This is a genomic window from Novosphingobium sp. SG754 (assembly GCF_013149315.1).
Classification (GTDB): Bacteria; Pseudomonadota; Alphaproteobacteria; order Sphingomonadales; family Sphingomonadaceae; genus Novosphingobium; species Novosphingobium capsulatum.
This window is the reverse complement of record NZ_JABGCC010000001.1, coordinates 174,453-199,151: the sequence shown is the minus strand read 5'-3', so window position 1 is coordinate 199,151 and position 24,699 is coordinate 174,453. Positions and strand designations below refer to the sequence as shown.

General features: G+C 65.3%; 20 protein-coding genes and 1 tRNA gene. 11 read left to right on the top strand and 10 right to left on the bottom strand.

The features are described from left to right. Positions 1-219: 219 nt before the first annotated feature. Positions 220-4,224 (bottom strand): non-ribosomal peptide synthetase, encoded by a 4,005-nt coding sequence (locus FHW97_RS00970; protein ID WP_171797754.1) that lies wholly within the window; start codon positions 4,222-4,224, stop codon positions 220-222. A 254-nt stretch (positions 4,225-4,478) separates the two neighbouring features. Here FHW97_RS00970 and adh point away from each other — a divergent pair, with 254 nt between their 5' ends. The 4 genes from adh to FHW97_RS00950 all read left to right on the top strand — a co-directional run bounded on the left by adh (position 4,479) and on the right by FHW97_RS00950 (position 10,068). Further along, entirely contained in the window at positions 4,479-5,999 is a 1,521-nt protein-coding gene (adh, locus tag FHW97_RS00965; RefSeq protein ID WP_054130814.1) for an aldehyde dehydrogenase, read from the top strand. Between the two features lie 99 nt (positions 6,000-6,098). Beyond that, positions 6,099-6,494 carry a DUF779 domain-containing protein gene (locus FHW97_RS00960; protein ID WP_171797753.1) on the top strand — a complete coding sequence of 132 codons (396 nt, stop codon included), beginning with the start codon at positions 6,099-6,101 and terminating at the stop codon, positions 6,492-6,494. Positions 6,495-6,628: 134 nt separating this feature from the next. Further along, complete coding sequence (locus tag FHW97_RS00955; RefSeq protein ID WP_370525301.1) at positions 6,629-7,804, top strand: FIST N-terminal domain-containing protein; 1,176 nt, start codon at positions 6,629-6,631, stop codon at positions 7,802-7,804. Then, entirely contained in the window at positions 7,801-10,068 is a 2,268-nt protein-coding gene (locus tag FHW97_RS00950; protein WP_171797752.1) for a NahK/ErcS family hybrid sensor histidine kinase/response regulator, read from the top strand. Before FHW97_RS00955 ends, FHW97_RS00950 begins: the two co-directional genes overlap by 4 nt. A 260-nt stretch (positions 10,069-10,328) precedes the next feature. Here the strand turns inward: FHW97_RS00950 and FHW97_RS00945 are convergent, their stop codons facing one another. The 4 genes from FHW97_RS00945 to pedF form a co-directional block, all read right to left on the bottom strand. Beyond that, complete coding sequence (locus FHW97_RS00945; protein WP_084391152.1) at positions 10,329-10,976, bottom strand: response regulator transcription factor; 648 nt, start codon at positions 10,974-10,976, stop codon at positions 10,329-10,331. 179 nt (positions 10,977-11,155) lie between these two features. Next, positions 11,156-12,922, bottom strand: a complete 1,767-nt coding sequence (locus tag FHW97_RS00940; protein WP_169041835.1) for a methanol/ethanol family PQQ-dependent dehydrogenase — start codon at positions 12,920-12,922, stop codon at positions 11,156-11,158. 307 nt (positions 12,923-13,229) lie between these two features. Further along, the gene (locus tag FHW97_RS00935) at positions 13,230-14,081 is read right to left on the bottom strand and encodes a substrate-binding periplasmic protein (protein WP_370525302.1); all 852 of its coding nucleotides are present in this window, start codon (positions 14,079-14,081) and stop codon (positions 13,230-13,232) included. Positions 14,082-14,085: 4 nt separating this feature from the next. Continuing rightward, entirely contained in the window at positions 14,086-14,523 is a 438-nt protein-coding gene (gene pedF / locus FHW97_RS00930) for a cytochrome c-550 PedF (protein ID WP_022676627.1), read from the bottom strand. Positions 14,524-14,698: 175 nt separating this feature from the next. On the opposite strand from pedF, the gene FHW97_RS00925 reads away from it, so the two are divergent. Next, positions 14,699-15,670, top strand: coding sequence for a PQQ-dependent catabolism-associated beta-propeller protein (locus FHW97_RS00925; protein ID WP_169041718.1), 972 nt, complete (start codon positions 14,699-14,701; stop codon positions 15,668-15,670). A 296-nt stretch (positions 15,671-15,966) separates the two neighbouring features. Beyond that, positions 15,967-17,388, top strand: coding sequence for a porin (locus tag FHW97_RS00920; RefSeq protein WP_370525303.1), 1,422 nt, complete (start codon positions 15,967-15,969; stop codon positions 17,386-17,388). 213 nt (positions 17,389-17,601) lie between these two features. Here FHW97_RS00920 and FHW97_RS00915 read toward each other — a convergent pair whose 3' ends face one another. Beyond that, positions 17,602-17,973 (bottom strand): cytochrome c family protein, encoded by a 372-nt coding sequence (locus FHW97_RS00915; protein ID WP_169041717.1) that lies wholly within the window; start codon positions 17,971-17,973, stop codon positions 17,602-17,604. Between the two features lie 183 nt (positions 17,974-18,156). Here FHW97_RS00915 and FHW97_RS00910 point away from each other — a divergent pair, with 183 nt between their 5' ends. The 5 genes from FHW97_RS00910 (at position 18,157) to FHW97_RS00890 (ending at position 22,130) form a co-directional block, all read left to right on the top strand. After that, positions 18,157-19,131 carry a nitronate monooxygenase family protein gene (locus FHW97_RS00910; RefSeq protein WP_169041716.1) on the top strand — a complete coding sequence of 325 codons (975 nt, stop codon included), beginning with the start codon at positions 18,157-18,159 and terminating at the stop codon, positions 19,129-19,131. Positions 19,132-19,443: 312 nt separating this feature from the next. Further along, the gene (locus FHW97_RS00905) at positions 19,444-19,650 is read left to right on the top strand and encodes a cold-shock protein (RefSeq protein WP_028657943.1); all 207 of its coding nucleotides are present in this window, start codon (positions 19,444-19,446) and stop codon (positions 19,648-19,650) included. Between the two features lie 4 nt (positions 19,651-19,654). Beyond that, the gene (gene infA / locus FHW97_RS00900) at positions 19,655-19,909 is read left to right on the top strand and encodes a translation initiation factor IF-1 (protein ID WP_022676633.1); all 255 of its coding nucleotides are present in this window, start codon (positions 19,655-19,657) and stop codon (positions 19,907-19,909) included. A gap of 229 nt (positions 19,910-20,138) precedes the next feature. Beyond that, a complete protein-coding gene (locus FHW97_RS00895; protein ID WP_107716714.1) occupies positions 20,139-20,375 on the top strand; it encodes a hypothetical protein in 237 nt (78 codons plus the stop codon). Positions 20,376-20,693: 318 nt separating this feature from the next. Continuing rightward, the gene (locus tag FHW97_RS00890; RefSeq protein ID WP_169041715.1) at positions 20,694-22,130 is read left to right on the top strand and encodes a tetratricopeptide repeat protein; all 1,437 of its coding nucleotides are present in this window, start codon (positions 20,694-20,696) and stop codon (positions 22,128-22,130) included. Positions 22,131-22,179: 49 nt separating this feature from the next. On the opposite strand, the gene FHW97_RS00885 is transcribed toward FHW97_RS00890, so the two are convergent. The 4 genes from FHW97_RS00885 to aguB form a co-directional block, all read right to left on the bottom strand. After that, entirely contained in the window at positions 22,180-22,908 is a 729-nt protein-coding gene (locus FHW97_RS00885) for a cistern family PEP-CTERM protein (protein ID WP_169041714.1), read from the bottom strand. Between the two features lie 297 nt (positions 22,909-23,205). After that, positions 23,206-23,281, bottom strand: a tRNA-Lys gene (locus tag FHW97_RS00880). Between the two features lie 32 nt (positions 23,282-23,313). Further along, positions 23,314-23,826, bottom strand: a complete 513-nt coding sequence (gene folK / locus FHW97_RS00875) for a 2-amino-4-hydroxy-6-hydroxymethyldihydropteridine diphosphokinase (protein ID WP_169041713.1) — start codon at positions 23,824-23,826, stop codon at positions 23,314-23,316. 6 nt (positions 23,827-23,832) lie between these two features. Beyond that, complete coding sequence (gene aguB, locus FHW97_RS00870) at positions 23,833-24,687, bottom strand: N-carbamoylputrescine amidase (RefSeq protein ID WP_169041712.1); 855 nt, start codon at positions 24,685-24,687, stop codon at positions 23,833-23,835. Between the last annotated feature and the right edge of the window lie 12 nt (positions 24,688-24,699).

The window sequence follows — 24,699 nt, the reverse complement described above, 5'->3', positions numbered from 1 at the left end:
TTCCAATTGGTAAACTTTTATGTTATCAAACTGATCGCAAACTGAATTTGGCCATCGAGGCGCAGTTTTGCGTGTAATATTTGATCCAAATTGGTAGTTGTTTGCGCGCCAATAGCGGGCCCTTGCAGCAAATCTGCCCGGCCGAACAGGTAAGCAGACCCATGCTAGCAATATGCGCCTGGCAGCGCGGTCTGGGTTAGCGCCCGTTTTCTGCGGTTTTCAGCCCACCACGCGAACAGGAACGCCCTGATAGGCGAGGCCAGGGCGCAGGTGTTCGTGCTTCATCACCACGCTGCCGCCCAGCACGCGGGTGCCCGAATCGATCACCGCGCCATAGAGCGGCACGGTGCCAGCATGCACGGTGGCGCCGGTGCCGATCCGCACCTTGTCCACCTTGAGCACGCGATCCTCGAACGTGTGGGCCTGGAAATTGGCGTGGACCGTGGCACCATCGCCGATCTCGATCATGTCGGGATCGACGACCTGGGCAAACAGCGGCCCAAGCACGGCGCGGCGCCCGATCTTGAGGCCCATCAGCCGCAGATAGACCAGTAGCAGGAACGTGCCTTCCAGCTGTTGCAGGATGAAATTGGCATAGCGCGCCCAGGCCACGTAGACGAAATCCCAACGGCTGCACCAGCACGACCACAGCGCGTGCTGACCAGGCCGCACCCGGCCGATCAGGCTCCATTTGAGGACCATCACCACCAGGCACAGCGCCACCATCGTGGCCAGCGTGGCGCCGGGCACCACCACCCAGGTCATCAGTGCCAGGCTGGCCCCACGCGCCGCAGCCGCGCCGATCGCGGCGAACCACAGGGCGCCCAGCACCAGCGGCACCACCGGCAGGAAAAAGCGCGCCAGTTCCCAGAACCAGCGGTTGGCCTGGCGGATCAGCGAAGGATCGTGCGTCACGCTGCGATCGGCCTCCACCACCTGGCGGCGCGGCAGATCGAAACTGGGATGGCCAAAGCGCGACTGCCCGCGCGCGATCAGCGTGGCATCGGCCACCGTGGAAATGCCGATCAGGATGTCATCGGGCAAAGTCTCGCCCGCCGGGATCACCGCGTGATTGCCCAGGAAGGTATTGCGACCGAGCCGAATCGGCGCGACCCGCACCGTGCCCTGGCGCAGTTCCGCCCCGCCCAGATAGATGCCATCGGCAAAGAAGGTTTCCGCGCCGATGCTGACGAGTTCGGGCGTCACGTCAAAAATCGTGCTGATCTCGCACTTGTCGCCCACCTTCATCCCCGCCAGGCGCAGCCAGTGCTTGTACATCAAGGTGCCGGAAAGCCATTCGCCGGCGGCAAAGACCGCGCCGGCCTTGATCCACAGGCGGATGTACCCAGGGCTCCAGCGGTCGATCACGCCGGGGCGCACACGGCCCATCGCGCGCAGTAGGACTGCCGACCAGAAGACGTTGAGCGGCACGGCAAGGACCGTGGTGGCGAGCAGCGCCGCAATCACCCGCCCATCGAGCGAGGGCGCGGCCATCCAGTGCCAGATCGCCTTGGCGCTCACTTCGCCGCCCAGGCACAAGCCCAGCAGCAGCAATTCCCCCGGCAGCGCGGCCAGCGCGGTGAACAGCCCCTGCCCGAGAAGCAACAGCAGGCCATGGCGCCAGGGTCCGAGCCGCGTGGCGGCGCGGGTGATCACCGGAGGCGGCGGCGCCACGCCCACGCGCTGCGCCGGTACGCCGTCCCACACTTCGCCCGCCGGCACCGTGCCGCCGGCATTGAGCACGGAAAGTGCTGTCAGCACACTGCCCGCGCCCATGCGCGCCGGGCCTTCCACCCCGGCACGCACCATCAATGCCGCGCCGGTCTCCAGCGTGATCGGCGCCACCACGATGTCACCACGGTCGAGTTCGACCAGGCCCAGGTGGGCGCCCTGCCCCAGCGCGACATCATCGCCCAGGTCGAGCAGATCCCAGCCGCCCCGGCGCAGATCGACGTTGCGATGAATATGCACGCGCCGCCCGATCCGCGCGCCAAGCAGGCGCAGGATCGCGTTGTTGAGCTCCGTCCCGGCCAGCAGCGGCCAGGGGATCAGCCGCACCGCCTGCATCACCATCCAATGGCGCAGGTAATAGGCGCTCCACACCGGCGCGCGCACCGGGCGATAGCGCCCGATCGCCAGCCACTTGACCGCCACGGCAAAGGCCACCGACACCGGCAGATAGACCAGGAACCCGGCCAGGCCGATCAGCGGCGCCACCAGCACCAGCGTGGCCAGGCCCAGGTGCGCAAAGGCCAGCGGCGCCACGCGGAACGCGGCGAACCAGGAGGCCCAGGCCGCCACCAGCACCGTCATCGCCAGCCAACCGCCCTGCACCAGATTGGCCAGCAGCGGGCGCGCCACGCCTTCGCGCAGCAGCGGCAGCGCCGCATCGGCAATGGTTTCTGCCGGTTCGGGCGCGCGCAGGGCCAGGGTCCGCACGGTGCGCGCATCATAGATGTCGCTGACCGTCACCCAATCGGTGCGCCAGTCTTCGCGCAGCAGAGTAACCAGCATCGCCGCGCTGAGCGAATCCCCGCCCAGCCCTTCGAAGAAATCGGCAGTGACCGAAACGCCATCGGGGCGCTTGAGCACATCGGCCATCGCGCGGGCGATCAATGCCTCCAGCTCGCCCTCGGGCAGGACCAGCGCCTCTTCCTCGCGGCCCTGCCCGCTGCGCTGGGCCGCAAGGTTCATCGGCGGTAGCGCCTTGCGGTCAAGCTTGCCCCCCACGGTGGTGGGCAGTGCCGCGATCAGGCCGATCTGGCGCGGGACCATGTAGGGCGGCAGGCTGGCGGCCAGCGCCTGGCGCAGCGTATCCCCCAGGGGCGGTGCGGCGGGATCGACCGGCACGACATAGGCCACCAGTTCGGGCACGCCGCCGCGATCCTGCACCGTGGCCCCGGCCGCGCGCACGCCGGGCAGCGCGGCAAGCTGCGCCTCGATCTCGCCCAGTTCCACGCGATAGCCGCGGATCTTGACCTGGGCGTCGATGCGCCCGTGATAGAACAGGTTGCCGGTCTCGTCGCGGTGCACCAGATCGCCGGTGCGATAGAGCCGCCCGTGGCGCGGATGATCGATGAACTTCTCGGCCGTCAGATCGGGGCGATGGCGATAGCCGCGCGCCACCCCGGCGCCACCGATGCACAGTTCCCCCTGGGCACCCTCAGCCACATCGTCCAGCGCCTCGTCCAGCACGAAAGCGTGCATGCCCGGCACGGGGCGGCCGATGGTGATCGGCCCACCCGGCACGATATCGCCGCGCAGACAGGTGACCGCGCATTCGGTCGGGCCATAGCCATTGACCAGCCGCCGCCCCTGCGCCCACAGCGCGGCGATATCGGCCGGCAAGGCTTCCCCACCGACATAGAGCAGCTTGAGATCGGGCAGCGCCGCCTGGGGATTGCTGCAGCCACTGCTGCGCAGCAGGGTTGGCGGCGGGCAGAACACGCTGGCGCGGTGATCGGCCAGCCAGGCAACGATATCTGGCCCGAGCCGCGCGGCCGCATCATCCATCACCAGCAGCGTGGCGCCACTGGCCAGTGCCAGCCAGATTTCCTCGATCGAACTGTCATAGGCGACCGACGAGCCCTGGACCACGCGGTCTCCCGGCCCCAGCGCAAATTCGGCCAGATCGGACGCGACCAGATTGGCGATCTGGCGATGCTCGATCATCACCCCCTTGGGTTTGCCCGTGGTGCCCGAGGTATAGATCAGATAGGCCAGCTGCGCCGGGCCGACCTGGGGCAGAGCCGCGCCGCCAGCAGGCGCTTGGGCCAGCAATTGCGCCGGATCATGCACCGCGCAGGCGCCATGGGCCAGGCCCGCCAGCCGTTCCAGCGCGGCCGGTTCGGCCAGGATCAGCGCGGGCTGCGCGTCTTCCAGGATATCGACGACGCGGCCATCGGGGAACGAGGGATCGAGGCAGGTGAACGCGCATCCGGCCTTGAGCACGGCCAATTGCGCCAGATAGAGCAGTGGCGACGTGCGCGGCAGCTGCAGCGCCACGACCGGTTCGCCGCCGGGCGCAGCGGCCGGCAGGCGCGCCAGGATCGCCTGGGCCAGAATGTCGCTTTGCGCGGCGAGATCGGCATAGCTGATCGCCTGGTCGATATCGCGGCCCTTGCCGGCCGGCACGAAGATGGCGCAGGCCTGTGGATGGCGCGCCGCCGCAGCCGCCAGAAAACCGTGCAGCGTCATGTCGTTTTGCAGTTGGTGTCCGCCCATATCCGCCCCCTAGCGCCGATGTTGCGCCGGTCAATCGGGAACCCCGCACAAAAACGCCGAATTCGGACAGGCCAGCCGTGCGGAATCCGCGGCAGCATCCGCCCGTTCGACCCAAGGTACAATTGCCCGAACGGGGCCCCTTTGCGCATTCTCGGCCAGAACACGGAACGGGCCGCAGGGCTTCGTGGCAGGTCGCATAGCATGCCACCGTTTCACACGTCATTCGCCTTAAAGCATATGCAAGGAGAGGCCCCATGTTGCAGGAAGCCATGACCAAGTTTTCGGCCCAAAGCCCGATCAAGGCCAAGTTCGACAACTTCATCGGAGGCAAGTGGGTCGCGCCGGTTCGCGGCCAGTACTTCGACAACGTCTCGCCCGTAACCGGCAAGCCGGTGTGCCAGGTGGCGCGCGGCACGGCCGAAGATATCGAACTGGCGCTTGATGCCGCGCACAAGGCACGCGAAGCCTGGGGCCGCACCTCGCCCGCCGATCGCGCCAATATCCTGCTCAAGGTGGCGCAGCGGATGGAGGACAACCTCGACCTGCTGGCAATGGTGGAAACCATCGACAACGGCAAGCCGATCCGCGAAACCACCGCTGCCGACGTGCCGCTGGCAATCGACCACTTCCGCTATTTCGCCGCCTGCGTGCGCAGCCAGGAAGGCACCCTGGGCGAGATCGACCACGACACCGTGGCCTATCACTATCACGAACCGCTGGGCGTGGTCGGCCAGATCATTCCGTGGAACTTCCCGCTGCTGATGGCCGCATGGAAGCTGGCCCCGGCCCTTGCCGCTGGCAACTGCGTGGTGCTCAAGCCCGCCGAGCAGACCCCGATGTCGATCCTGGTGTTTGCCGAACTGATCGCCGACATCCTGCCCGAAGGCACGCTCAATATCGTCAACGGCTTTGGCATCGAAGCAGGCAAGCCGCTCGCCACCAGCAAGCGCATCGCCAAGATCGCCTTTACCGGCGAAACCTCCACCGGCCGGCTGATCATGCAGTATGCCAGCGAAAACCTGATCCCGGTGACGCTGGAACTGGGCGGCAAGAGCCCGAACATCTTCTTTGCCGACGTGATGGACGCCGACGACGACTATTTCGACAAGGTGCTCGAAGGCTTTGCCATGTTCGGCCTGAACCAGGGCGAAGTGTGCACCTGCCCGTCGCGCGCGCTGGTCCAGGAATCGATCTATGAAAAGTTCATGGAACGCGCCGTGGCCCGCGTGCAGAAGATCCGCCAGGGCAGCCCGCTCGATCCGTCCACGATGATCGGCGCGCAGGCCTCGCAAGAGCAGATGGAAAAGATCCTCTCGTACATCGACATCGGCCGTGGTGAAGGCGCCAAGGTGCTGACCGGCGGCAGCCGCGCCACGCTCTCGGGCGACCTGGCCGATGGCTATTACGTGACCCCCACCATCCTGGAAGGTCACAACAAGATGCGCGTGTTCCAGGAAGAAATCTTTGGCCCGGTGCTGGCCGTGACCACGTTCAAGGACGAAGCCGAGGCGCTGGCCATCGCCAACGACACGCAGTTCGGCCTGGGCGCGGGTGTATGGACCCGCAACGGAAACCGCGCCTATCGCTTCGGCCGCGAAATCCAGGCCGGGCGCGTGTGGACCAACTGCTACCACCTCTACCCTGCCCATGCTGCCTTCGGTGGCTACAAGCAGTCGGGTATCGGGCGTGAAACCCACAAGATGATGCTCGATCACTATCAGCAGACCAAGAACCTGCTGGTCAGCTACAGCACCAAGGCGCTCGGCTTCTTCTGAGGCGCCGCGATGAAAGGCGCCCCCGGCGGACAACAGGGGCGCATTTTCCGGGGCGGGTGCGACAAGCGCCCGCCCCGCTTGGCTTGGAGCAGCGATGCCATGGCAGATCCTCCGCCCCGCGTGACGTCAACGCCGGCAGCCGATGCATGGATTGCCCGGCTGACGGCCATGCACGGACCGCTGATGTTTCACCAGTCGGGCGGCTGCTGCGATGGATCAGTGCCGATGTGCTATCCCCGCGGCGAGTTCAAGGTAGGCGGGCAGGACGTGTTGCTGGGCCATATTGCCGGCGATGTGCCGGTGTGGATCGGCGCGGCGCAGTTCGAATATGCGCGGAACACCCAGCTGACCATCGATGTCGCGCCGGGGCGCGGCGCCGGCATGTCGTTGGAAACGCCCGAAGGTATTCGCTTTCTCGGCCATGCGCGGCTGTTCACCGATGCCGAGGCCCTGGCCCTTGAAGAAGGTGGGCCACCGCCACGCGGAGAATCCTGAGCAAGCCATCATATTTTTGTGTCGCCGCCCTTTCCGATAGCGGTCGAACCATTGTATTGTGACCCTGCCTCGATCGCCGCCCTGTGCGCGCGAAGGCAACGATAACAAGACAATAGCGGCGATTGGAGAGGGTCTTGGATATTCGCACCTGCGAGGTTGGCGTGGCTTCATCCCATGCATCCGATCCTTTCGAGGCCTTTGCCCAGATCAGCCGAACGATCGCGCCAGAACATCTGGCGGGGGCCGTGATGTTCTGTTCCCACCGCTATGATCGGGAAATGCTGGCGCGCGCCGCGCGCGGCTGGTCGATGGAACGGTTTCCGATGATCGGCTGCACCAGTTCGGGCGAGTTGACTGAGGCCGGTTATGACGAGGATTCGATCAGCCTGATCGCATTTCCGGCCGACAGCTTTCACATGGTCAGCCACCGCTTTGACGATCTGGCACACTTCGATGCCGGGGCGGCCCGTGCGGCCGTGCGCGACCTGGTGGCGCGCGCAGAAGTGGGCAGCGAGCGCCTCTCGATCCAGTCCTTGGGCCGCAAGGTGAACCACGCCGCGCTGTTCCTGGTCGATGGCCTGTCGCACAGCGAGGAATTGCTGGCGATGACCGTGCAGGATGCCCTGGGCGAAATTCCGCTGGTGGGGGGATCATCAGGCGACGGGCTGATGTTCAAGGAAACCGGCATCTATTCCGACGGCATGTTTCATGCAGCCGGCGCGGTGGTGGCGATCGTGTCGACCACGCGGCCGCTGCACGTGTTCCGCCGCCAGCACTACAAGCCCGGCGCGGTCAAGATGGTGGTGACCGGAGCCGATGCCGGCGCCCGCCGCGTGACGGAGATCAACGCCGAGCCGGCGGCCGAGGAATATCTGCGCCTGGCCAGCACGGTCTATGGCGGGATCGACATGCGCAAGCCCGACATGGCGCTGTTTGCCGCCTGCCCGCCGATGGTGCGCGCCGGGGGAGATTATCATGTGCGTGCGGTGCAGACCGCCCATGCCGACGGTAGCCTGACCTTTTACTGCGCGATCGACGAAGGCATCGTGCTGACCTTGGGCGAGCCGGTCGACCAGCTTGAAAGCCTGAACGCGACAATGGCGGAAATTCGCGAGGCGGTGGGCGACATCGATCACATCATCGCCTTCGACTGCGTACTCAACCGCATCAATGCCGAGCGGCGCCAGCTAGGCCGGCCGATTTCGGAAATCTATCGCCGCAACGGCGTGGTGGGCTTCAACACCTATGGCGAGCAGTTCCATGCGCTGCATGTCAACCAGACGTTCAGCGGGCTGGCGATCGGGCGATGACGGATAGCGCGCCTTTTGCCACGGTTGCGCCCGAGGAGGCCGCGCAGCACATTGCCCGGCTGGAAGGCGAACTGCGCAAGCTGCGCAAGATCAACGCCACGCTGATCGACCGGGTGGAGCGATCGACCGACCTGTCGCATTCGGCCTTTTCGATGTTCGAGCGGGCAATCACGCTGGAGCAACTGGTGCGCGATCGCACCCGCGCGCTCGAACAGGCCATGGGCGAACTCGCCACGGTCAATGCCAAGCTGGCCCAGGCCCATGCCAATGCCGAAGCGGCCGAGACGCGGCTGCGCGATGCGATTGAGTCGATCAACGAGGGCTTTGCCCTGTTCGATGCCGAGGATCGCCTGGTGCTGTTCAACGAGGCCTATATGGGCTTCTGGCCCGAAGTGGCCGAGCTGCTGCCGGAAAATCCCACGTTCCACGAGATTATCAGCCTGCTGGCGCAGCAGCGCCGTCCGGCCGGCGCGCTGTCGGCGCCCGATCGCTGGGTGTCAGACCGGCTGGCGCGCCATGCCGTGGCATCGGGCGGCCATGTCCAGGCCCTGTCGGACGGGCGCTGGATCCAGATCAACGAGCTGCGCACCAGCGAGGGCGGCATCGTTGGCATCTATACCGACATTACCGAGGCCAAGGCCGAGGATGCCCGCGCCCGCGCCCGCGATCTGGCCGAACAGAACCTGGCGTTGCAGGCCCTGCTCGACAACCTGGTGGAAGGCGTGTGCATGTTCGATGCCGGCCGCCGCCTGACGGCGTGGAACGGCGCCCTGCAACGCCTGCTGGGCCTGGCCGGCGACGCGAGCGCGGCGATCGGCAACCACGAAGACCTGGTGCGCTTCTGCGCCCAGACCCTGGCGATGGACGGGGCCGACGCACTGGCTTGGCGCACCGAGGCCGAGGGCACGGTGCGCAACCGCCTGGCCACTGTGGGCGATCGCATCTGGGAAGTGCGCACCACCGCCACGGCGCTGGGCGGCATGGTGGTGGGCTTTCTGGATGTGACAGAGCCGACCACCGCCCGGCAGATCCTGCAGAATACCGCCGAAACGCTGGAACGCCGCGTGGCCGAGCGCACCACCGAGTTGACCGCGCTTAACCGCCGCCTGGCATCCGAAGTGGCCGAGCGTCGCGCGATCGAGGCCCAGCTGCTGGAAGCCAAGACCGCAGCCGAAATGGCCAACCGCTCGAAGACCAGCTTTCTTGCCGCCGCCAGCCACGACCTGCTCCAGCCGCTCAATGCCGCGCGGCTGTTCATCGCCGCGCTGACCGAGCGGCGGCTTGCCCTGCCCACCCGCGCGCTGGTCAACCAGGCCTCCACCTCGCTCAATTCGGTGGAAGACCTGCTGGAAACCCTGTTCGAAATCTCGCGCCTTGATGCCGGCGCCATCACCCCCAACCTCACCGACGTGAACCTGGCCGGCCTGCTCAGCACCTTGCAGACCGAATTTGCCCCGACCGCGCACGCGGCGGGCCTGACGTTTGCCGTGGAAGCCGCGCCTGTATGGGTGCGCAGCGACGCGCGCCTGCTGCGCCGCATCCTGCAGAACCTGGTGTCCAACGCCATCCGCTATACCGGCAGCGGGCACGTGCGCGTGACGACCGACAGCCCCACCCCAGGCCAGGTGCGGATCAGCGTGGCCGATACCGGCCCGGGCATCCCCAAGGACCAGCAGCAGCGCATTTTCGAAGAGTTCCGCCGGCTCGACAACAGCCACCGCATTCCCGGCAAAGGGCTGGGCCTGGCGATCGTGCGCCGCGCCACGGCGATGCTGCAGCATCCGCTGGAATTGACCTCGGACGCAGGCGCTGGCGCGTGCTTTGCCATCACCGTTCCCGTGGGCGAAAGCCAGGCCGATACTGCTCCCACCACGGCCAAGCCGGTGCGCGATCGCGCCATCCAGGGCCGGCGCATCCTGGTGATCGACAACGAAACGCAGATCCAGCTGGGCATGGAAACGCTGTTGACCGGTTGGGGTTGCCAGGTGCTGGTCGCCGGCAGCGGGCCGGCCGCGATCGATCGCCTGGGCGCAGAAACGCCCGATGTGATCATCGCCGATTTTCACCTCGATCATGCCGAAACCGGCGACCAGGCCGTGCACGATGTGCGCGCCAGCCTGGGCCGCAGCGTGCCGGCGATCATCATTTCGGCCGATCGCAGCGAGGAACTGAAGGAACGCCTGGCCGGGCAGAAGCTGCCGCTATTGGGCAAGCCGGTAAAGCCAGCGCAGCTGCGCGCGCTGTTGCAGACGATGATGCATTGAACCGGGGGGTGCTTGGCGCCCTTCGACAGGCTCAGGACAGGCCCTTCGACAAGCTCAGGGCGAACGGAGGTTTCTGAATTACCTTTGAAATCCGTTCGGGCTGAGCTTGTCGAAGCCCCTGCGGCAAATGACCGTAGTTCCAGGCTTCGCACCACCCCCAACCCCCTCTTCTGAAGAGGAGGGGATTTTATATCAATGCCTTAACTCCCCCTCCTCTTCAGAAGAGGGGGTCGGGGGGTGGTGGAAATCCACGCATGCCGTCAATCGAAATGGACGCGGTTGGCCAGGATCACGGCCTGGGTGCGGCTGAACACGCCCAGCTTTTGCAGGATGGCCGAGACGTGGGCCTTGACCGTGGTGAGCGAGACATCGAGATCGTGGGCGATCTGCTTGTTGAGCCGGCCGTGCACGAGATGGTGCAGCACGACCTTTTGCTGCGGCGTGAGGCTGTCGATCCGCGTACGGATCTGCGCTTCCTCGGCGCTGGCGGGCGTTTCTTCGAGGCCGGTATCGGGAATGTAGATTTCGCCGGCCATGACCATGTGCAGCGCATTGACAATGCCATCGCGCTTCATCGACTTGGGCAGGAAACCGGCCGCGCCGGCCGAGAGCGCTTCTTGCACCAGGGCGCGATCGAAGCTGCCCGAGACCATCAGCACCGGCACCATCGGAAATGCCTCGCGCAGTTGCACCAGGCCTGACAGGCGCGTGGCATCGGGCATGTTGAGATCGAGCAGGACCAGATCACAATCGCCATGGCTGGCGAGCACGGCGCAGGCTTCCTCGACGCCGGCTGCTTCCAGGATGTCGCAATGTTCGAACGTAACGGCAAGCAGGCTGCGCAGCCCGTCCCGCACCAGCGGGTGATCATCGACAACCAGGATGCGTTCGGGCGTGGCGTTGGCCATGGCGGCACTATCGGCCGGCCGCGCGGAAAAGCAAGAGGGGGAAGGCGCGGTCCGCACCCGCAAGGGTGTGCGGGACCCGCCGCCTTCCACAACGGGCCCCACAACGGCCCGGCGCGCTGTTGCCAGCACCCCGGTGAAGGGCAAGGGGCGGGAAGCCCCCCAGCTTCCGCCCCGGCCCATCATGACTTGGGCAGCTTGAACACCCAGAGCGCGCCGCCCTGGCTGATTTCCTTGAAGGTCTTGGCGACCTCGCCACCCCACAGCGGCACGGCGCCGCCCCAGCCCGACATCACGGCGACATACTGTTCGCCATCCTGTTCCCAGGTGACCGGCGAACCGACCACGCCCGAGCCGGTGTTGAACTTCCACAGCTCCTGGCCGGTCTTGGCGTCGAAGGCCTTGAGATAGCCTTCCGGCGTGCCGGTAAAGACGAGGCCGCCAGCAGTGCTCATCACCCCGCCCCACAGCGGGGCCTTGTTCTTGTATTCCCACACGATCTTGCCGGTCTTGGGGTCCATCGCGCGCAGCGCGCCGATGTGATCCTCGGCAATCGGCTTGATCGTGAAGCTGGCGCCGAGATAGGCCGCGCCCTTCTTGTAGGCGATCGGCGTGTTCCAGATGTCCATACCCCAGTCGTTCGACGGGATGTAGAACAGGCCGGTCTGGTCGGAATAGGCCATCGGCATCCAGTTCTTGCCGCCCAGGAACGAAGGGCTGGCGAACACGGTCTTGCCCTTGGCCTCGCTGCCGCCGGCCATGTCAGGCGCGCCGGGGCGATTGTCGTCGATATAGTTGGGACGGCCGGTCTTGGCGTTGAAGCCGTTGGCCCAGGTCGTCTGCATGACGAACTTGCTGGCGCTGATGAACTTGCCGTTGGTGCGGTCGAGCACGAAGAAATAGCCGTTGCGATCGGCCTTGGCGCCCAGCTTCATGGCCTTGCCGTTGACCGTGGCGTCGAACGGAATGAATTCATTGACGCCGTCAAAGTCCCAGCCATCGTGCGGCGTAGTCTGGTAATGCCAGACGATCTGGCCGTTGTCGGGGTTAATCGCCAGCGTCGAGGCGGTGTAGAGATTGTCGCCCTGGCGCAGGTGGCTGTTCCACGGCGCCGGGTTGCCGGTGCCGAAGAAGATCAGGTTGGTTTCCGGGTCATAGGTGCCGCCAAGCCAGGTGGCACCGCCGCCGGTCTTCCACAAGTCACCCGGCCAGGTGGCATTGAGCTTGCCAGTCATGCCGTTGGGCTGGCCTCGCAGAGTGCCCATGTGGCCTTCGATCACGGGGCGGGTCCACACCAGTTCACCGGTGTTCACGTCGCGCGCCTCGACCACGCCGACCGCGCCGAATTCACCGCCCGATACCCCGGTGATGACCAGGCCCTTGACGATCAGCGGCGCGGCGGTCTGGCTGTAGCCGGCCTGGTAATCGGCCACGGTCTTGTTCCAGATGACCTTGCCGGTCTTGCGGTTGAGCGCCACGACATGCGCATCCAGCGTGCCGAAGATGATCTTGTCGCCATAGATTGCCGCGCCGCGGTTGACCACGTCGCAGCAGGGCATGATGCCATCGGGCAGGCGGGCATCGTATTCCCACTGCTTTTCGCCGGTGCGCGCATCGAACGCAAAGACGCGCGAATAGGAGCCGGTCACATAGATCATGCCGTCATAGACGATCGGCTGCGATTCCTGGCCGCGCTGCTTTTCGCCGCCCAGCGAGGCTGCGAAAGCCGGCACCATCTTGGCGACATTGGCGGTGTTGATCTGCGTGAGCGGGCTGAACCGGTGCGCCTGCGGCCCCATGCCATAGGTCAGCACGTCACCCGTGGTGGTGGCATCGGCCATCAGGTCGGCATCGCCAGGGCCCGCAGCGGGCGCGCCATCGGCCAGCGCAGGAGCGGCCATGGCGATGGCCAGCACACAGGCTGCGGTCGCCTTGAAAAATCCCTTCATCATCACACCTCCGATTGATCGTGCAGCCTCTCGTGCGGGCTGATCACGTTGCGCTGATTATGGGGGGCGGATGGTGGTTTGCTGCGGCCGGTGCCCCCTGCCCCGCCCACCTGACATCTGGGAACCTATTCCATCGTGCGTAGGCCACAATTGGACCTTGGCACTAGGTTTGCTGCGCAACAATTGCCCCTCCACCACGCGCTGCGCGCGCGGTCCCCCTCCCCGCCGCTGCGCGCCAGGGAGGATCTCGTATCCTCCCCACATGGTGGGGAGGTGGCAGGCCGTAGGCCTGACGGAGGGGTGGGCCTCAACCCGCCAACGGCGCCTGCCAGTTCACGCCATAGGGCTGGCACAGCGCGGCCAGGCGGCCGTCTTTCTGCATCTGGCCCACGATCTCTTCCAGGGCATCACCCAGCGTGCGGCTGGATTCCTTGACCGCCATGCCGACGTCCCAGCCGGGGCTGGTCATCATCGGCAAGGGCCCCTTGCGCCGGGCAAAGCCGCTGGCCTGGCCTTTGAGCCCGTATTCGAGCTGGGCCGTGGTCGCCATGGCAGCATCGGCATCGCCCTTGACCAGGGCCGAAACCGCCGACACGCCATTGGGATAGTGCGCCACATCCTTGGCGAGCGCGCCGCCGAATTGGCCCATCAGGTAATAATCAGGGATCGTGGCCACTTCGACGGCCAGCTTGTGCCCCTTGAACGAGACGGGAATGCCTTCGCATTCCAGGCCCTTGCCGGTGGCGCAGGCCAGGCCGAAGCGCTCCCGCGCATAGGGCGCGACGATCGCCACCTGGTCTTGCGCGGCGGCAAAGGCAGGATCAAACGGCACATGCAGCATGACATCGGCCGCCTGGAACCCCAGCAGCCCGCCACGCCACACTGCATTGCGCAGATCGTCTTCGACGCTTTCGCCGGCCGGGAAGATCGCCAGATCGGCCTTGACGCCGAGCGCCGCAGCCAGGGCGCGACCGAGATCGGCATCGATACCCTTGATCTGGCCGCCCTCGTCCCACGACCATGGCGCATTGTCCTGGTAGATTGCCACGCGCAGCATGCCGTTGGCCTTGACCCTGGCCAGAGGGGCTGCCTCCACCGCGCGGGGTAGGACGGCAGCAGCGGCAAGGCCAGCCAGCAGGGTGCGGCGCGTGACAGCCACCGGCTTATTCCTCGTGCACGGTTTCAAGCCAGGCGCGGATGGCCCAGCCGGCCTTTTGGCCCAGGATCTCGCCCATCGGCGGCATATAGACCTTGCCGTCACGCACCGACCCATGGTGATAGCGCTGGACGAACCATTCATCGCCGGAATCGCCCAGTTCCAGATAGCGCAGATCGGGCGCGATGCCGCCGGAAATGGCATCGATGCCGTGGCAACGCGCGCAGTTCTGGGCATAGGCGTGATGGCCGATCTCGATCGCCTTGGCATTGCCGCGATAGGGATTGTGCTGCAACCAGGTGTCGTTGTTGGGCTGGATATCGGGCAGCGCCGTGGTATCGACGGGCTGCGGCGTTACATCGCCATGGGCCAGGAGATGCGTGGCGCCGGCAAGGGTAAAAACCCCGGCTGCCGCGCAGAGCGCCAGTCGTCCGGTGAACTTCATCGCGTCATTCCCTTTCCCAGTTTTATGGTCTGGCACGAATCTTGGCCTTGGCAAGCTCCGTGACACTGCGGATGGTGATGAACCATGCAAGCCATGGGAGAAATTGACCTTTGGTCGAATGCCCAGGCGGGCAGGCGCCGCCTAAGGTGGATATGACGGAAGAGGATCCTGCCCCATGCGTTTGACTGCTCGCGCGGCGCTCGCCGCTATTGCCGCCCTGCTGCCGCTCGCCTCCGCGCAGGCGCAGACCGTCTATGTCAGCAACGAACGCGGCAATTCGATCAGCGTGATCGACGGCGCGAGTGGCAAGTCCCTTGCCACCTGGCCAGTGGGCGAACGCCCGCGCGGCATCACCCTGTCAAAGGACGGGCGCTTCGTGCTGGTCTGCGTGAGCAACGACAACGCGGTCAAGGTGATCGACCGCCAGACCGGCAAGATCCTGCGCGAAATCGGTGCGGGGCAGGACCCGGAGCAGTTCTTCCTGAGCCAGGATGGCAAGACCGTGTTCGTGGCCAACGAAAACGATGCCGCGGTCAGCGCGATCGACCTCGCCAGCGGCCGCGTGGCGTTCCAGGTTTCGGTGGGCAAGGAACCCGAAGGCATTGCGCAAAGCCCGGACGGCAAGTGGCTGGTCGTGACCTCGGAAGAAGACAACGCAGTAAGCTGGATCGATCTGGCCAGCCATGCGGTGGTTTCCACCATGGAAACCGAAAAGCGCCCGCGCCACGTGGAATTCACCGCCGATGGCAAGCAGCTGTGGATCGCGGCCGAAGTGGGCGGCGTGGTGCAGATCGCCGATCCGCAGACGCGCGCGATCACGGCCACGATCCACTTCGCGATCCCCGGCGTGGCCGATTACAAGATCATGCCCTGCGGCATCCGCTTTACCCCCGATGGCAAGACGGCCGTGGTCGCGCTCGGCCGGGCCGATCGCATCGCCCTGGTCGATGTGGCGAGCCACACGGTCAAGACCACGATTCCGGTGGGCAAGCGCGTGTGGCATCTCGCGCTCAACGCCGATGGCACGCGCGCCTATACGGCCAATGGCCTGTCGAACGATGTTTCGGTGGTGGACCTGGTGGCGGGGCAGACCATTGCCACAGTGCCGGCAGGCGTGGCGCCTTGGGGGGCTGTGGCGGGGGATTGAGGGCCCTGCCTTTCCCGTCAACTGAAACAGGGATGGGTTCGCGCAGAGGCGCTGAGGCGCAGAGATTCTATGCTCTGCGCCCCAGCGCCTCTGCGCGAAGTTCTACAAGCCCCCTCCGCCAGCCCTGCGGGCTGGCACCTCCCCCACGGGCGTGGGGGAGGATCTTGTACCGCAAATACCGCAAACTTGCGTAGTTCCTTGGAACGAGAACCATAGTCCAATTTCGCTGCGGGCCGCCCCGGCGCATCGTTCCGCCTGCCCTTTGGGGCAAGAAAACGATGGCAGGGGATGGACCAATGAAGGGAAAAAAGGGGCTGGCGCGCGTTTTGCTCGCCGCGACGACCGCGCTTGGGATGACGTTGGGCGCCGCGCCCGCCATGGCCGGCACATCGGCCGCGCTGCTCAAGCGACTGCATGAGAAGGGCATCCTCTCTGACGAGGAATACCAGCAGCTGCTGCGCGAAGATGAAGCCGAAAATGCCGCGCCGGCACCTGCTGCGGCACCGGCCCCGGTAGCCGCCGCTGCCGCACCTGACAGCGACCGCTTCGTGCGCCGCACCGCCAGCGGCGTAGGCCTGGAAGTGGGCGATGTAACGCTCAGCTTCTCGGGCTCGGTCAACGGCTTTTACGTGCACGACAATCCGCAGTCGCCCTCGGCCCGCACGGCAGTGGCCGGTGGCATCGCCAATGTCGGCGGCAACAGCACCTCTTCGGTGCGCAACGGCCTGCTGCCGGGCTTCCTCAAGGTGGAAGCCACCACGCACCAGGGCGGCTGGGACGTGGGCGCGCACTTTGGCATGTATCCGGGCATCAACAGCGCGGCATGGGGCACGCTGGGCGCCAACAACGGCGGCCAGCCCACCGCGCTCGCCACCTCGGGCATCGATTTCCGTCAGACCTATCTCACGTTTGGCCGCGCCGGCTTTGGCGAAATCAAGATCGGCCGCGATATTGGCCTGTTCGGCTCTGACGCCATTCTCAACGATATCACGCTGCTGTCCTCCGGCGCGCCCGGTGGCAACGTGGCGCCGGCCAACACCACGCTGGGCCGCATCGGATCGGGCTATATCTACACCGATTTCCAGCCGCAGATTACTTACACCACGCCCGGTTTCTCGGGCTTCAAGGCGGCATTTGGCGTGTTCCAGCCGTTGAGCTCGCTCACCGGCCCGGCCGAACAGAACGGCAGCCCTGGCTTCCAGGCCAAGCTGACCTATGATGGCAAGCTGGGCCCCGTGGGCGCGCACCTGTGGCTCTCGGGCATTACGCAAAAGCACGATACCGTGGCGAGCGCCTATAGCTATACCGGCAAGGGCCTCGACGTGGGCGCCAAGCTGACGGTCGGCCCGGTCACGGCCGTGGGCTATTACTACACCGCGCAGGGCCTGGGCACCACGGTGCTCAACCTGCTCGACAGCGATGGCCTGGGCCATGCGCGCGACAGCCACGGCTTCTATGCCCAGGCCCTGGCCACGTTCGGCAAGGTCTCGGTCGGCGGCAGCTATGGCGAAAGCCGGCTCGACTTTGCCAACGCGGTCGACGCTGCCACCACGCCCACGCTGGTCAAGAAGAACAGCAGCTATGTCGGCCAGGTCCGTTATGGCCTGACCAGCTGGGTCACCCTGATCGGCGAATATGTCTCGGCCAAGGCCCAGGCCCACAATGGCAACAGCGCCAAGTCCGACACCGTAGCCCTGGGCGGCATCCTCTTCTTCTGATCGGCCTTTACCCGGTACCGATCATCACCGCCCCGGCGCTTGCTCTCCAGGCGCCGGGACATTGGCCGGACAGCCCAGTTCCCCGGGCCTGTCCGGCCTTTTTTGTGCCCGCCCCTTTTTCCGCCCCGCTTTTCCTCTGACGATGCGCACGAAAAAGGCCGGGTAGCGGCTTGCTACCCGGCCCGGTCCGGTTGCGACCCGGAAAGGCGACGTTTACTTGAGGCTGGTGAGATAGCCGACCAGTTCAGCCCGCTTGGCCGGGTCCTTCAGGCCCGGGAACGACATCATCGTGCCCGGCACCAGCGCGCGGGGGTTTTCGATCCACTTGTCGAGCGCGGCGGCGTTCCACGTCAGGCCCGATTTCTTGAGACCATCGGAATAGCGGAAGTTGGCCGCGTGCGTGCCGGCTTTCTTGCCGACCACGCCATAGAGGTTGGGCCCGATCTTGTTGGGGCCGCCCTTGGTGTTGTCATGGCATATGGCGCAGCGGGCCCAGCTGGCCGGGGCCGGCGGCGGGGCGGCATGGGCGCTGCCAGCGATCAGGAACGCGGCAGCAAGTGCCGGGGCAATCAGGCGTTTCGACATAACTCCTCCACTCCACAGTCTGTTTGCACCAGCCCTGCCATGATGCCGGCCACGCCGATATTGGACTATTGGCCGAGCGCGCCGCCCTCTCCACACACCCCTTTAGTTGGTTGGTTAATTGACAAGGGTGCCGCAAGGCTGGCAGATTGCCCGGCAAACATGCCAAGAGGATTGCCTGCCGCCATGATCAAGACCCGCTTTACCGAACTGTTCGGCGTGGAACACCCGATCGCCCAGGGCGGCATGCAATGGGTAGGCACAGCCGAACTGGTAGCAGCGGTGGCCAATGCCGGCGCGCTGGGCTTTCTCACGGCGTTGACCCAGCCCACTCCCGAAGCGCTGGCCAAGGAAATCGCGCGCTGCCGCACGATGACCGACAAGCCCTTTGGCGTGAACCTGACGATCCTGCCGGCGATCACCCCCCCGCCCTATGCCGAATATCGCCAGGCGATCATCGAAAGCGGGATCACTGCGGTGGAAACCGCCGGCTATCGCCCCGATGAACACGTCGCCGCATTCAAGGCGGCCGGGGTCAAGGTGATCCACAAGTGCACGGCGGTGCGCCACGCGCTTTCGGCTGAGCGCATGGGTGTGGACGCCATTTCGATCGACGGCTTCGAATGCGCCGGCCACCCCGGCGAGGACGACGTGCCTGGCCTGATCCTGATTCCCGCCACGGCCGACAAGGTGAAGATTCCGATCATTGCCTCGGGCGGGTTTGGCGATGGGCGCGGCCTCGCCGCTGCGCTGGCCCTGGGCGCCGAAGGCATCAATATGGGCACGCGGTTCTGCGCCACGCAGGAAGCGCCCATACACGACGGCATCAAGCAGGCGATCGTGGCCAACGACGAACGCGCCACTGCCCTGCTGTTCCGCAGCTATCGCAACACGGCGCGCGTGGCGCGCAACAGCGTGGCCGAAGAAGCCGTGCGGATCGAGCGCGAAGGCAAGCCGTTCGAGGCGATTGCGCATCTGGTAAAGGGCGCACGCGGGCGCGAGGGGCTGATCTCGGGCGATCCTGAACACGGCATCTGGACCGCGGGCATGGTCCAAGGCCTGATCCACGATGTGCCGACCGTGGCCGAACTGGTGGATCGCATCGTCGGCGATGCCAAGGCGATCATCACCGCGCGGCTAGGCGGCATGCTGGCCGGCTGAAGCAAGCGGCGAATCGTCTGATCGGCGTGGGCCGGGCTGTTCGCGATGAAATGCAGCCCGGCACCGCGACAAAATCGCCGGTATTACTTGGCAGGCGCGAAGTAGTTTGCCAGGCGTGGCACCGACATTGACAAATCGCCGGCCATTTGCCATATGCTGCTTTGCTAACGTCGCCTGCGACGGATTTTGAAGCTCACGCCTGGCGCCAAGCGCGTCATTCATACGGGCAAGCCGATCCTTCCTTTCTCTCGCTACAAGCTCCGCCAGCGCTGTTGCTGGCGGGATTCCCTGTTTCGTGAAAAGGAAACACCCATGCTGACCGGCACCGTAAAATTCTTCAATACCGACAAGGGCTATGGCTTCATCGCGCCTGATGGCGGCGGGGCAGACAGCTTCGTCCACATCAGCGCCGTTGAGCGCTCGGGCATGGCCACGCTGTCCAAGGACCAGCGCGTCCGCTTCGAACTGGAAACCGATCGCCGCGGCAAGGAAGCAGCGGTCAACCTTCAGTCGGTCTAAGCCCATGGCCAAAGAGGATCTCCTGACCCTTGAAGGCCAAATCGACGAGATCCTTCCAGATGGACGCTTCGGCGTCCTTCTGGAAAACGATCACCGGATCATCGCCTACACCGCGGGCAAGATGCGCAAATTCCGCATCCGCTCGATCGTGGGCGACCGGGTCCGGGTCGAGATGACCCCGTACGACCTTACCAAGGGCCGTATCGTCTATCGTGAAAAGATTGCAGGCGGCCCGGCCGCCATGCGCAAACGGCGGTAGACGCCCAACAATCATAAAAGGCGCCAAACAGGCGCCCGGGACTATCATGAATACGCAATATACGTTCTCTACTTCCAATCTGCATACCACCTACCCCCTGCCCTCTCCGCGCGGCGCCCAGCGCCCGCAACCTGCCCCTTGTGGGTTGAGCCGGCAGCAACTGCGCGACATCGTCGCCCAGATGGTAGGCTGAACGCCAAACCGGCAACCTCGCCCGAAGGAAAAGACCATGTCCGAAGTACAGGACTTCTACCTCAGGCAGGTTGCCCTCAGCGCCAAGGCTGCCAGCGACAGCGGCCTGGCCAACCAGCGCGACAAATACCTGCGCTCCCAGGCCGCCTGGCAAGCCCTGGCCGACCGCGCCGGCAAGACCGCCGCGGCCAAGGCCGCCAATGACGCCCAGAAGCTGGCTGATGCCGATGCTGGGCGCGATGAACCGCACGATGCTGCGGATTTTCTGATCTGAACCGCCGATCACGCGCGGCAGTTGCAGTCGCGCTGAGGCCACACCATCATTGCGCGATCGTGTTCACGAAAATCACGCGCGACATAGACGCGGGCGAGGCCCCGGTTACGACGGGATGAAGCGCGCCCTGCAACATCGCCAGGCTACCCCCCTCGTCCGCCTAAATCGGTTAGGACAAACGCAATGGACCACGCGTAGAAGCGAGCGCGGAGGGAAGCGTTAATGGCCCATACGAAACGTTCGCTAGCAATTTTCTGTCTTGGCGCGGCGCTGTTGTCTGGTTGCGGGGAAGATCCCAAGGCTGCCGGCCAGCGGGCCATGCGCGAATATGCCGCGCATGATTTTACCGCCGCGCAACGCGATCTGGCGATCGCGATGGCCGCCACGCCCGACGATCCCCGGCTGCTGGAACTGCATGCCCGCAATGCGCTGGCGCTGGGCAACGGCGAAGCGGCAGCGACTTCACTCGAAAAGCTGGCAAAATCAGGCCATGCGCCGGCGGATATGGCGCAGCTCGTGGCCGAGGCCGATTTGCAGCGCGGCTTGCCCGATCGCACGCTTGCCGATCTCGGCGCCACGTCAGACGCTGCCTCGCAACGGCTTCGCGCGCTGGCGTTCCTCGCGAAAGAGGACCGGGCTGCTGCCACCAAGGCCATTACCGCAGCACTGCTTCAGGCGCCAAATGAACCCCGCGTCCTGACTCTGGCCGCGCAGATGGATCTGCAAAGTGGTGATCTGGCCGGTGCACGCGCCAAGATCGACCGCGCGCTGCGCAGCGGCGGTGACTTGCTCGAAGTGATGATCGCCGATGCGCAGATCGCCACTGCGCAGGGTGATCTCGCCCACGCTCTCATGGCCTATGATCGGGCAGTGCAGCGCTATCCGGGCAATGTTGCAGCATTGGCGGGCAAGGCTGGCGTGCAGGGCGATCTCGGCCGCCTCGCCGATATGAAGCAGACGCTGGCCCAACTCGGCAATTCCCAGGATCGCAACGTCATCTATCTGCGCGCGCGCCTGGCGGCAGAGGAAAAGAACTGGGCCGGCGCCCGCGACATCCTTCAGGCCAATGAGAAGGCGCTCGCCAATCTCCAGGAAGCCGATGTCTTATATGCCCGCGTCCTGGTGATGCTTGATCAGCCCGCACAGGCAGCGGCCCGCCTGGCGCCGATTCTCGTGCGCAACCCGCAGAGCGCGCTGGTGCGGCGGGAACTGGCGCGAGCGCAACTTGCCGGCAATGATCCGCGCGGGGCCCTCACCACGCTCAAGCCACTGACTGATGCGGGCAAGGTGCTGCAACCGGAAGATGCACAGCTTATGGCTGACGCCGCGCGCCGTGCCAACGATCCGCAAGCTGCGGCGCTGGCAGCGCGCGCCCGCTTTCCCGATCCCCGCGCCCTTGCGGGCGAACTCGCCACCGCCGATGCCGCGATGAAGCAGCACAATTGGGGGCAAGCCATCGCCAGCTACGAACATATCCTGGCAAACACCCAAGGCAATGCAATGGTGCTGAACAATCTGGCCATCGCGCAGGATCGAGTCGGAAATTCCGCGCGCGCGCTGGACCTGGCCAAGCGGGCCTATGCCCTCGCCCCCGAAAATCCGTCGATCATGGATACCTTGGCGTGGCAGCTGTTGCGCGTTCCAAACGAGCGGGCGCGCGCCTTGCAACTGCTGCGCGATGCCGCCACGCCGGCGCCTGCCAATCCCACCATCACAGCGCATCTGCAGGCAGCCGAGGCTGGCAAAACCGAATGACATGGGTCCGGCCCTGCAGCACACGCCGCAGGGCCGGAATAAAAATCTCTTAGCAGGCCACTGCAGCCTTGGGTCGGCGGCGCGCAAAGGCCAGCGCGATCACGCCCGCGCCGAACAAGCCGAGCATGCCCGGTTCCGGAACCGGCGTACCGCCGCTGCTGCTGCTGGTGCTGCTGCTCGAGGTCGATCCCGAACTCGTCAGCGTACCCGAACCGCTGGCCGAGCTGATGCCGGCTACGCCCGTGATCGACTGGTAACGGACATAGAAATCACTGAGCGTGAGTGACGAGACGGGCGCGGAGAAGCCGAGCGAAAACGTGCCGGTGCCACTCTGGCCGATGGTAAGCCCGCCGCTGCCGCCACCGGCGCAGCTGCCCGTCACCGCATCCTTGAAGCATACATCGACAGTGCCAATGCCGTTGGGATAGGTCGAGGACAGCGTCGTGTAGCTGTAGGCGCCCGTGCTGGACGCCGACGCGATCGTCGGATCGGTGTTGAACGCAAAGCTCGAAATGCGCGAGCCCGTCACCGGTGCAGACGACGTGTTGCTGACCGAATAGTCGAAATTGTAGGTGTTGCCGGAAATGCCGGTCAACGTGAACGTGGTCGACCCGGTCAAACCGGAAATGGTCGTTCCGTTCGAAAAGCCATTGTAGTCGAGCGTGAAGCTCGACCCGATGTCGCCCGATCCCAGCGTGATCGAATCCGCATTTGCCGTACCGCACATCGCGATGAACGCTGCAAGGGCAATGCCTGCCCGATATCCGCTGAACTTCATGTCGCCCGCCCCTACACCCCAATCAATACCTAACTACTCGTTAAGCACGATTCATACCATTTTGGCACGTTGCTGGAAAAGAACGACAAACGGAATCTCACACCATTATGAATGTAAATATTCCCGACAAAACCAACCGTATCGCCGGCGCATCCCTATGCCAGGCGACACCGCGCCGCTGTAAAATGGGCTTTCGGCAAATATGGATTTTTTCGCAGCGCAAGGGAGAGCGATGCCAAGTATGTCACGCCAGAGCCAGGGCTGCCAATCCAACCCGAAAACCATGCAAAAGCAGAATGGTGAGCCCTGCTGGATTCGAACCAGCGACCTACTGATTAAAAGTCAGTTGCTCTACCGACTGAGCTAAGGGCCCCCGAGGCGCGGCTTGGCGCTTGGTTGGTGCGCTCACCTAGGGGCGGGGCGGCGGCGGGTCAAGCGGGAAGCCAGGTGTTTTGTCGCCAAACCTGTGAGTGGGTCGCGCCAATCGCGGGCGACATGCAGCGCCGGGCCGATCACGAACGGGCGCTGGCGGAACGCGGGATGGGGAATGACCAGGTTAGCGTGAATATCCGCCAGCGCCCCGCCCGACCACAGCACGATATCGAGATCGAGCGTGCGCGCCCGCCAGGGAGCGCCGCGGCGCACGCGGCCGAAGCGGTGTTCCAGGCCTTGCAACTGGGCCAACAGCAGTGGCGGATCGAGCCGGGTGGCGATCACCGCGCAGGCATTGGCATAGCGCCGCCGCGACGGGCCGAGCGGCGCGCTGGCGATGATCGGTGAAAAGGCCTGCAGTGCCAGGCCCGCATCATCGAGCGCACGCGCCGCCGCGCGCAGCACCTGCGCCGGAGCCCCGTGGCGCGGGTGGCGCACGTTGGAGCCCAGGGCGATCAGATAGCGGTGCAGCGCGGTGGCGGGCATGCCCGGTCAGATATCCTGCGACAGGCGGGTGTAAAGCTGCGGGCGGCGATCGCGGAAGAAGCCCATGCCGGCGCGGTGCCGCGCGGCGGCATCAAGATCGAGCGTGGCGGCCAGCACGCCGGTTTCCGCCGCGCCATATTCCGCCAGGAAATCGCCCCATTCGTTGGCGATGAAGCTGTGCCCGTAGAACGCCTGGTCGTTTTCCTCCACGCCGATGCGGTTGGCAGCGACCACCGGCATGCAGTTGGACGCGGCATGGCCGAGCATCGCGCGGCGCCACACGCGGCTGGTGTCGAGATCAGCGTCATAGGGCTCGCTACCGATCGCGGTGGGATAGAACAGCACCTGCGCGCCCATCAGCGCCATCGCCCGCGCGCATTCGGGATACCACTGGTCCCAGCATACGCCCACGCCGATGCGCGTACCGAACACGTCCCACACCTTGAACCCGGTGTTGCCGGGGCGGAAATAGTACTTTTCCTCATAACCCGGGCCATCGGGAATATGGCTCTTGCGATAGGTGCCCATGATCGTGCCGTCAGCGTCGATCATCGCCAGGGTATTGTAGTAGTGCGGCCCTTCCCGCTCGAAAAAGCTGGTGGGGATGGCAATGCCCAGGCCCTTGGCCAGCTTCTGCATCGCCTTGACCGACGGGTCCTGATCGAGCGGATGGGCCAGGGCAAAGCGCGCCTCGTCCTCGGTCACGCAGAAATAGGGGCCGGCAAACAGCTCGGGCGGCAGCACCACCTGCGCGCCTTGCGCGGCAGCCTGTTCCACCAGGGCGGAAACGGCGGCGATATTGTCTGCCGCATCGGGCGAGTTGAGCGCAAGCTGGAGCGCGGCCACGGAAAGCTGGGTCATGGCCGTGCATCT

What these genes read in the sequence shown, in the direction of transcription:
- FHW97_RS00970 (WP_171797754.1), bottom strand. Translation starts at nt 4,224, where the DNA reads ATGGGCGGACACCAACTGCAAAACGACATGACGCTGCACGGTTTTCTG.
- adh (WP_054130814.1), top strand. Translation starts at nt 4,479, where the DNA reads ATGTTGCAGGAAGCCATGACCAAGTTTTCGGCCCAAAGCCCGATCAAG.
- FHW97_RS00960 (WP_171797753.1), top strand. Translation starts at nt 6,099, where the DNA reads ATGGCAGATCCTCCGCCCCGCGTGACGTCAACGCCGGCAGCCGATGCA.
- FHW97_RS00950 (WP_171797752.1), top strand. Translation starts at nt 7,801, where the DNA reads ATGACGGATAGCGCGCCTTTTGCCACGGTTGCGCCCGAGGAGGCCGCG.
- FHW97_RS00945 (WP_084391152.1), bottom strand. Translation starts at nt 10,976, where the DNA reads ATGGCCAACGCCACGCCCGAACGCATCCTGGTTGTCGATGATCACCCG.
- FHW97_RS00940 (WP_169041835.1), bottom strand. Translation starts at nt 12,922, where the DNA reads ATGAAGGGATTTTTCAAGGCGACCGCAGCCTGTGTGCTGGCCATCGCC.
- pedF (WP_022676627.1), bottom strand. Translation starts at nt 14,523, where the DNA reads ATGAAGTTCACCGGACGACTGGCGCTCTGCGCGGCAGCCGGGGTTTTT.
- FHW97_RS00925 (WP_169041718.1), top strand. Translation starts at nt 14,699, where the DNA reads ATGCGTTTGACTGCTCGCGCGGCGCTCGCCGCTATTGCCGCCCTGCTG.
- FHW97_RS00920 (WP_370525303.1), top strand. Translation starts at nt 15,967, where the DNA reads ATGAAGGGAAAAAAGGGGCTGGCGCGCGTTTTGCTCGCCGCGACGACC.
- FHW97_RS00915 (WP_169041717.1), bottom strand. Translation starts at nt 17,973, where the DNA reads ATGTCGAAACGCCTGATTGCCCCGGCACTTGCTGCCGCGTTCCTGATC.
- FHW97_RS00910 (WP_169041716.1), top strand. Translation starts at nt 18,157, where the DNA reads ATGATCAAGACCCGCTTTACCGAACTGTTCGGCGTGGAACACCCGATC.
- FHW97_RS00905 (WP_028657943.1), top strand. Translation starts at nt 19,444, where the DNA reads ATGCTGACCGGCACCGTAAAATTCTTCAATACCGACAAGGGCTATGGC.
- infA (WP_022676633.1), top strand. Translation starts at nt 19,655, where the DNA reads ATGGCCAAAGAGGATCTCCTGACCCTTGAAGGCCAAATCGACGAGATC.
- FHW97_RS00895 (WP_107716714.1), top strand. Translation starts at nt 20,139, where the DNA reads ATGTCCGAAGTACAGGACTTCTACCTCAGGCAGGTTGCCCTCAGCGCC.
- FHW97_RS00890 (WP_169041715.1), top strand. Translation starts at nt 20,694, where the DNA reads ATGCGCGAATATGCCGCGCATGATTTTACCGCCGCGCAACGCGATCTG.
- FHW97_RS00885 (WP_169041714.1), bottom strand. Translation starts at nt 22,908, where the DNA reads ATGAAGTTCAGCGGATATCGGGCAGGCATTGCCCTTGCAGCGTTCATC.
- folK (WP_169041713.1), bottom strand. Translation starts at nt 23,826, where the DNA reads ATGCCCGCCACCGCGCTGCACCGCTATCTGATCGCCCTGGGCTCCAAC.
- aguB (WP_169041712.1), bottom strand. Translation starts at nt 24,687, where the DNA reads ATGACCCAGCTTTCCGTGGCCGCGCTCCAGCTTGCGCTCAACTCGCCC.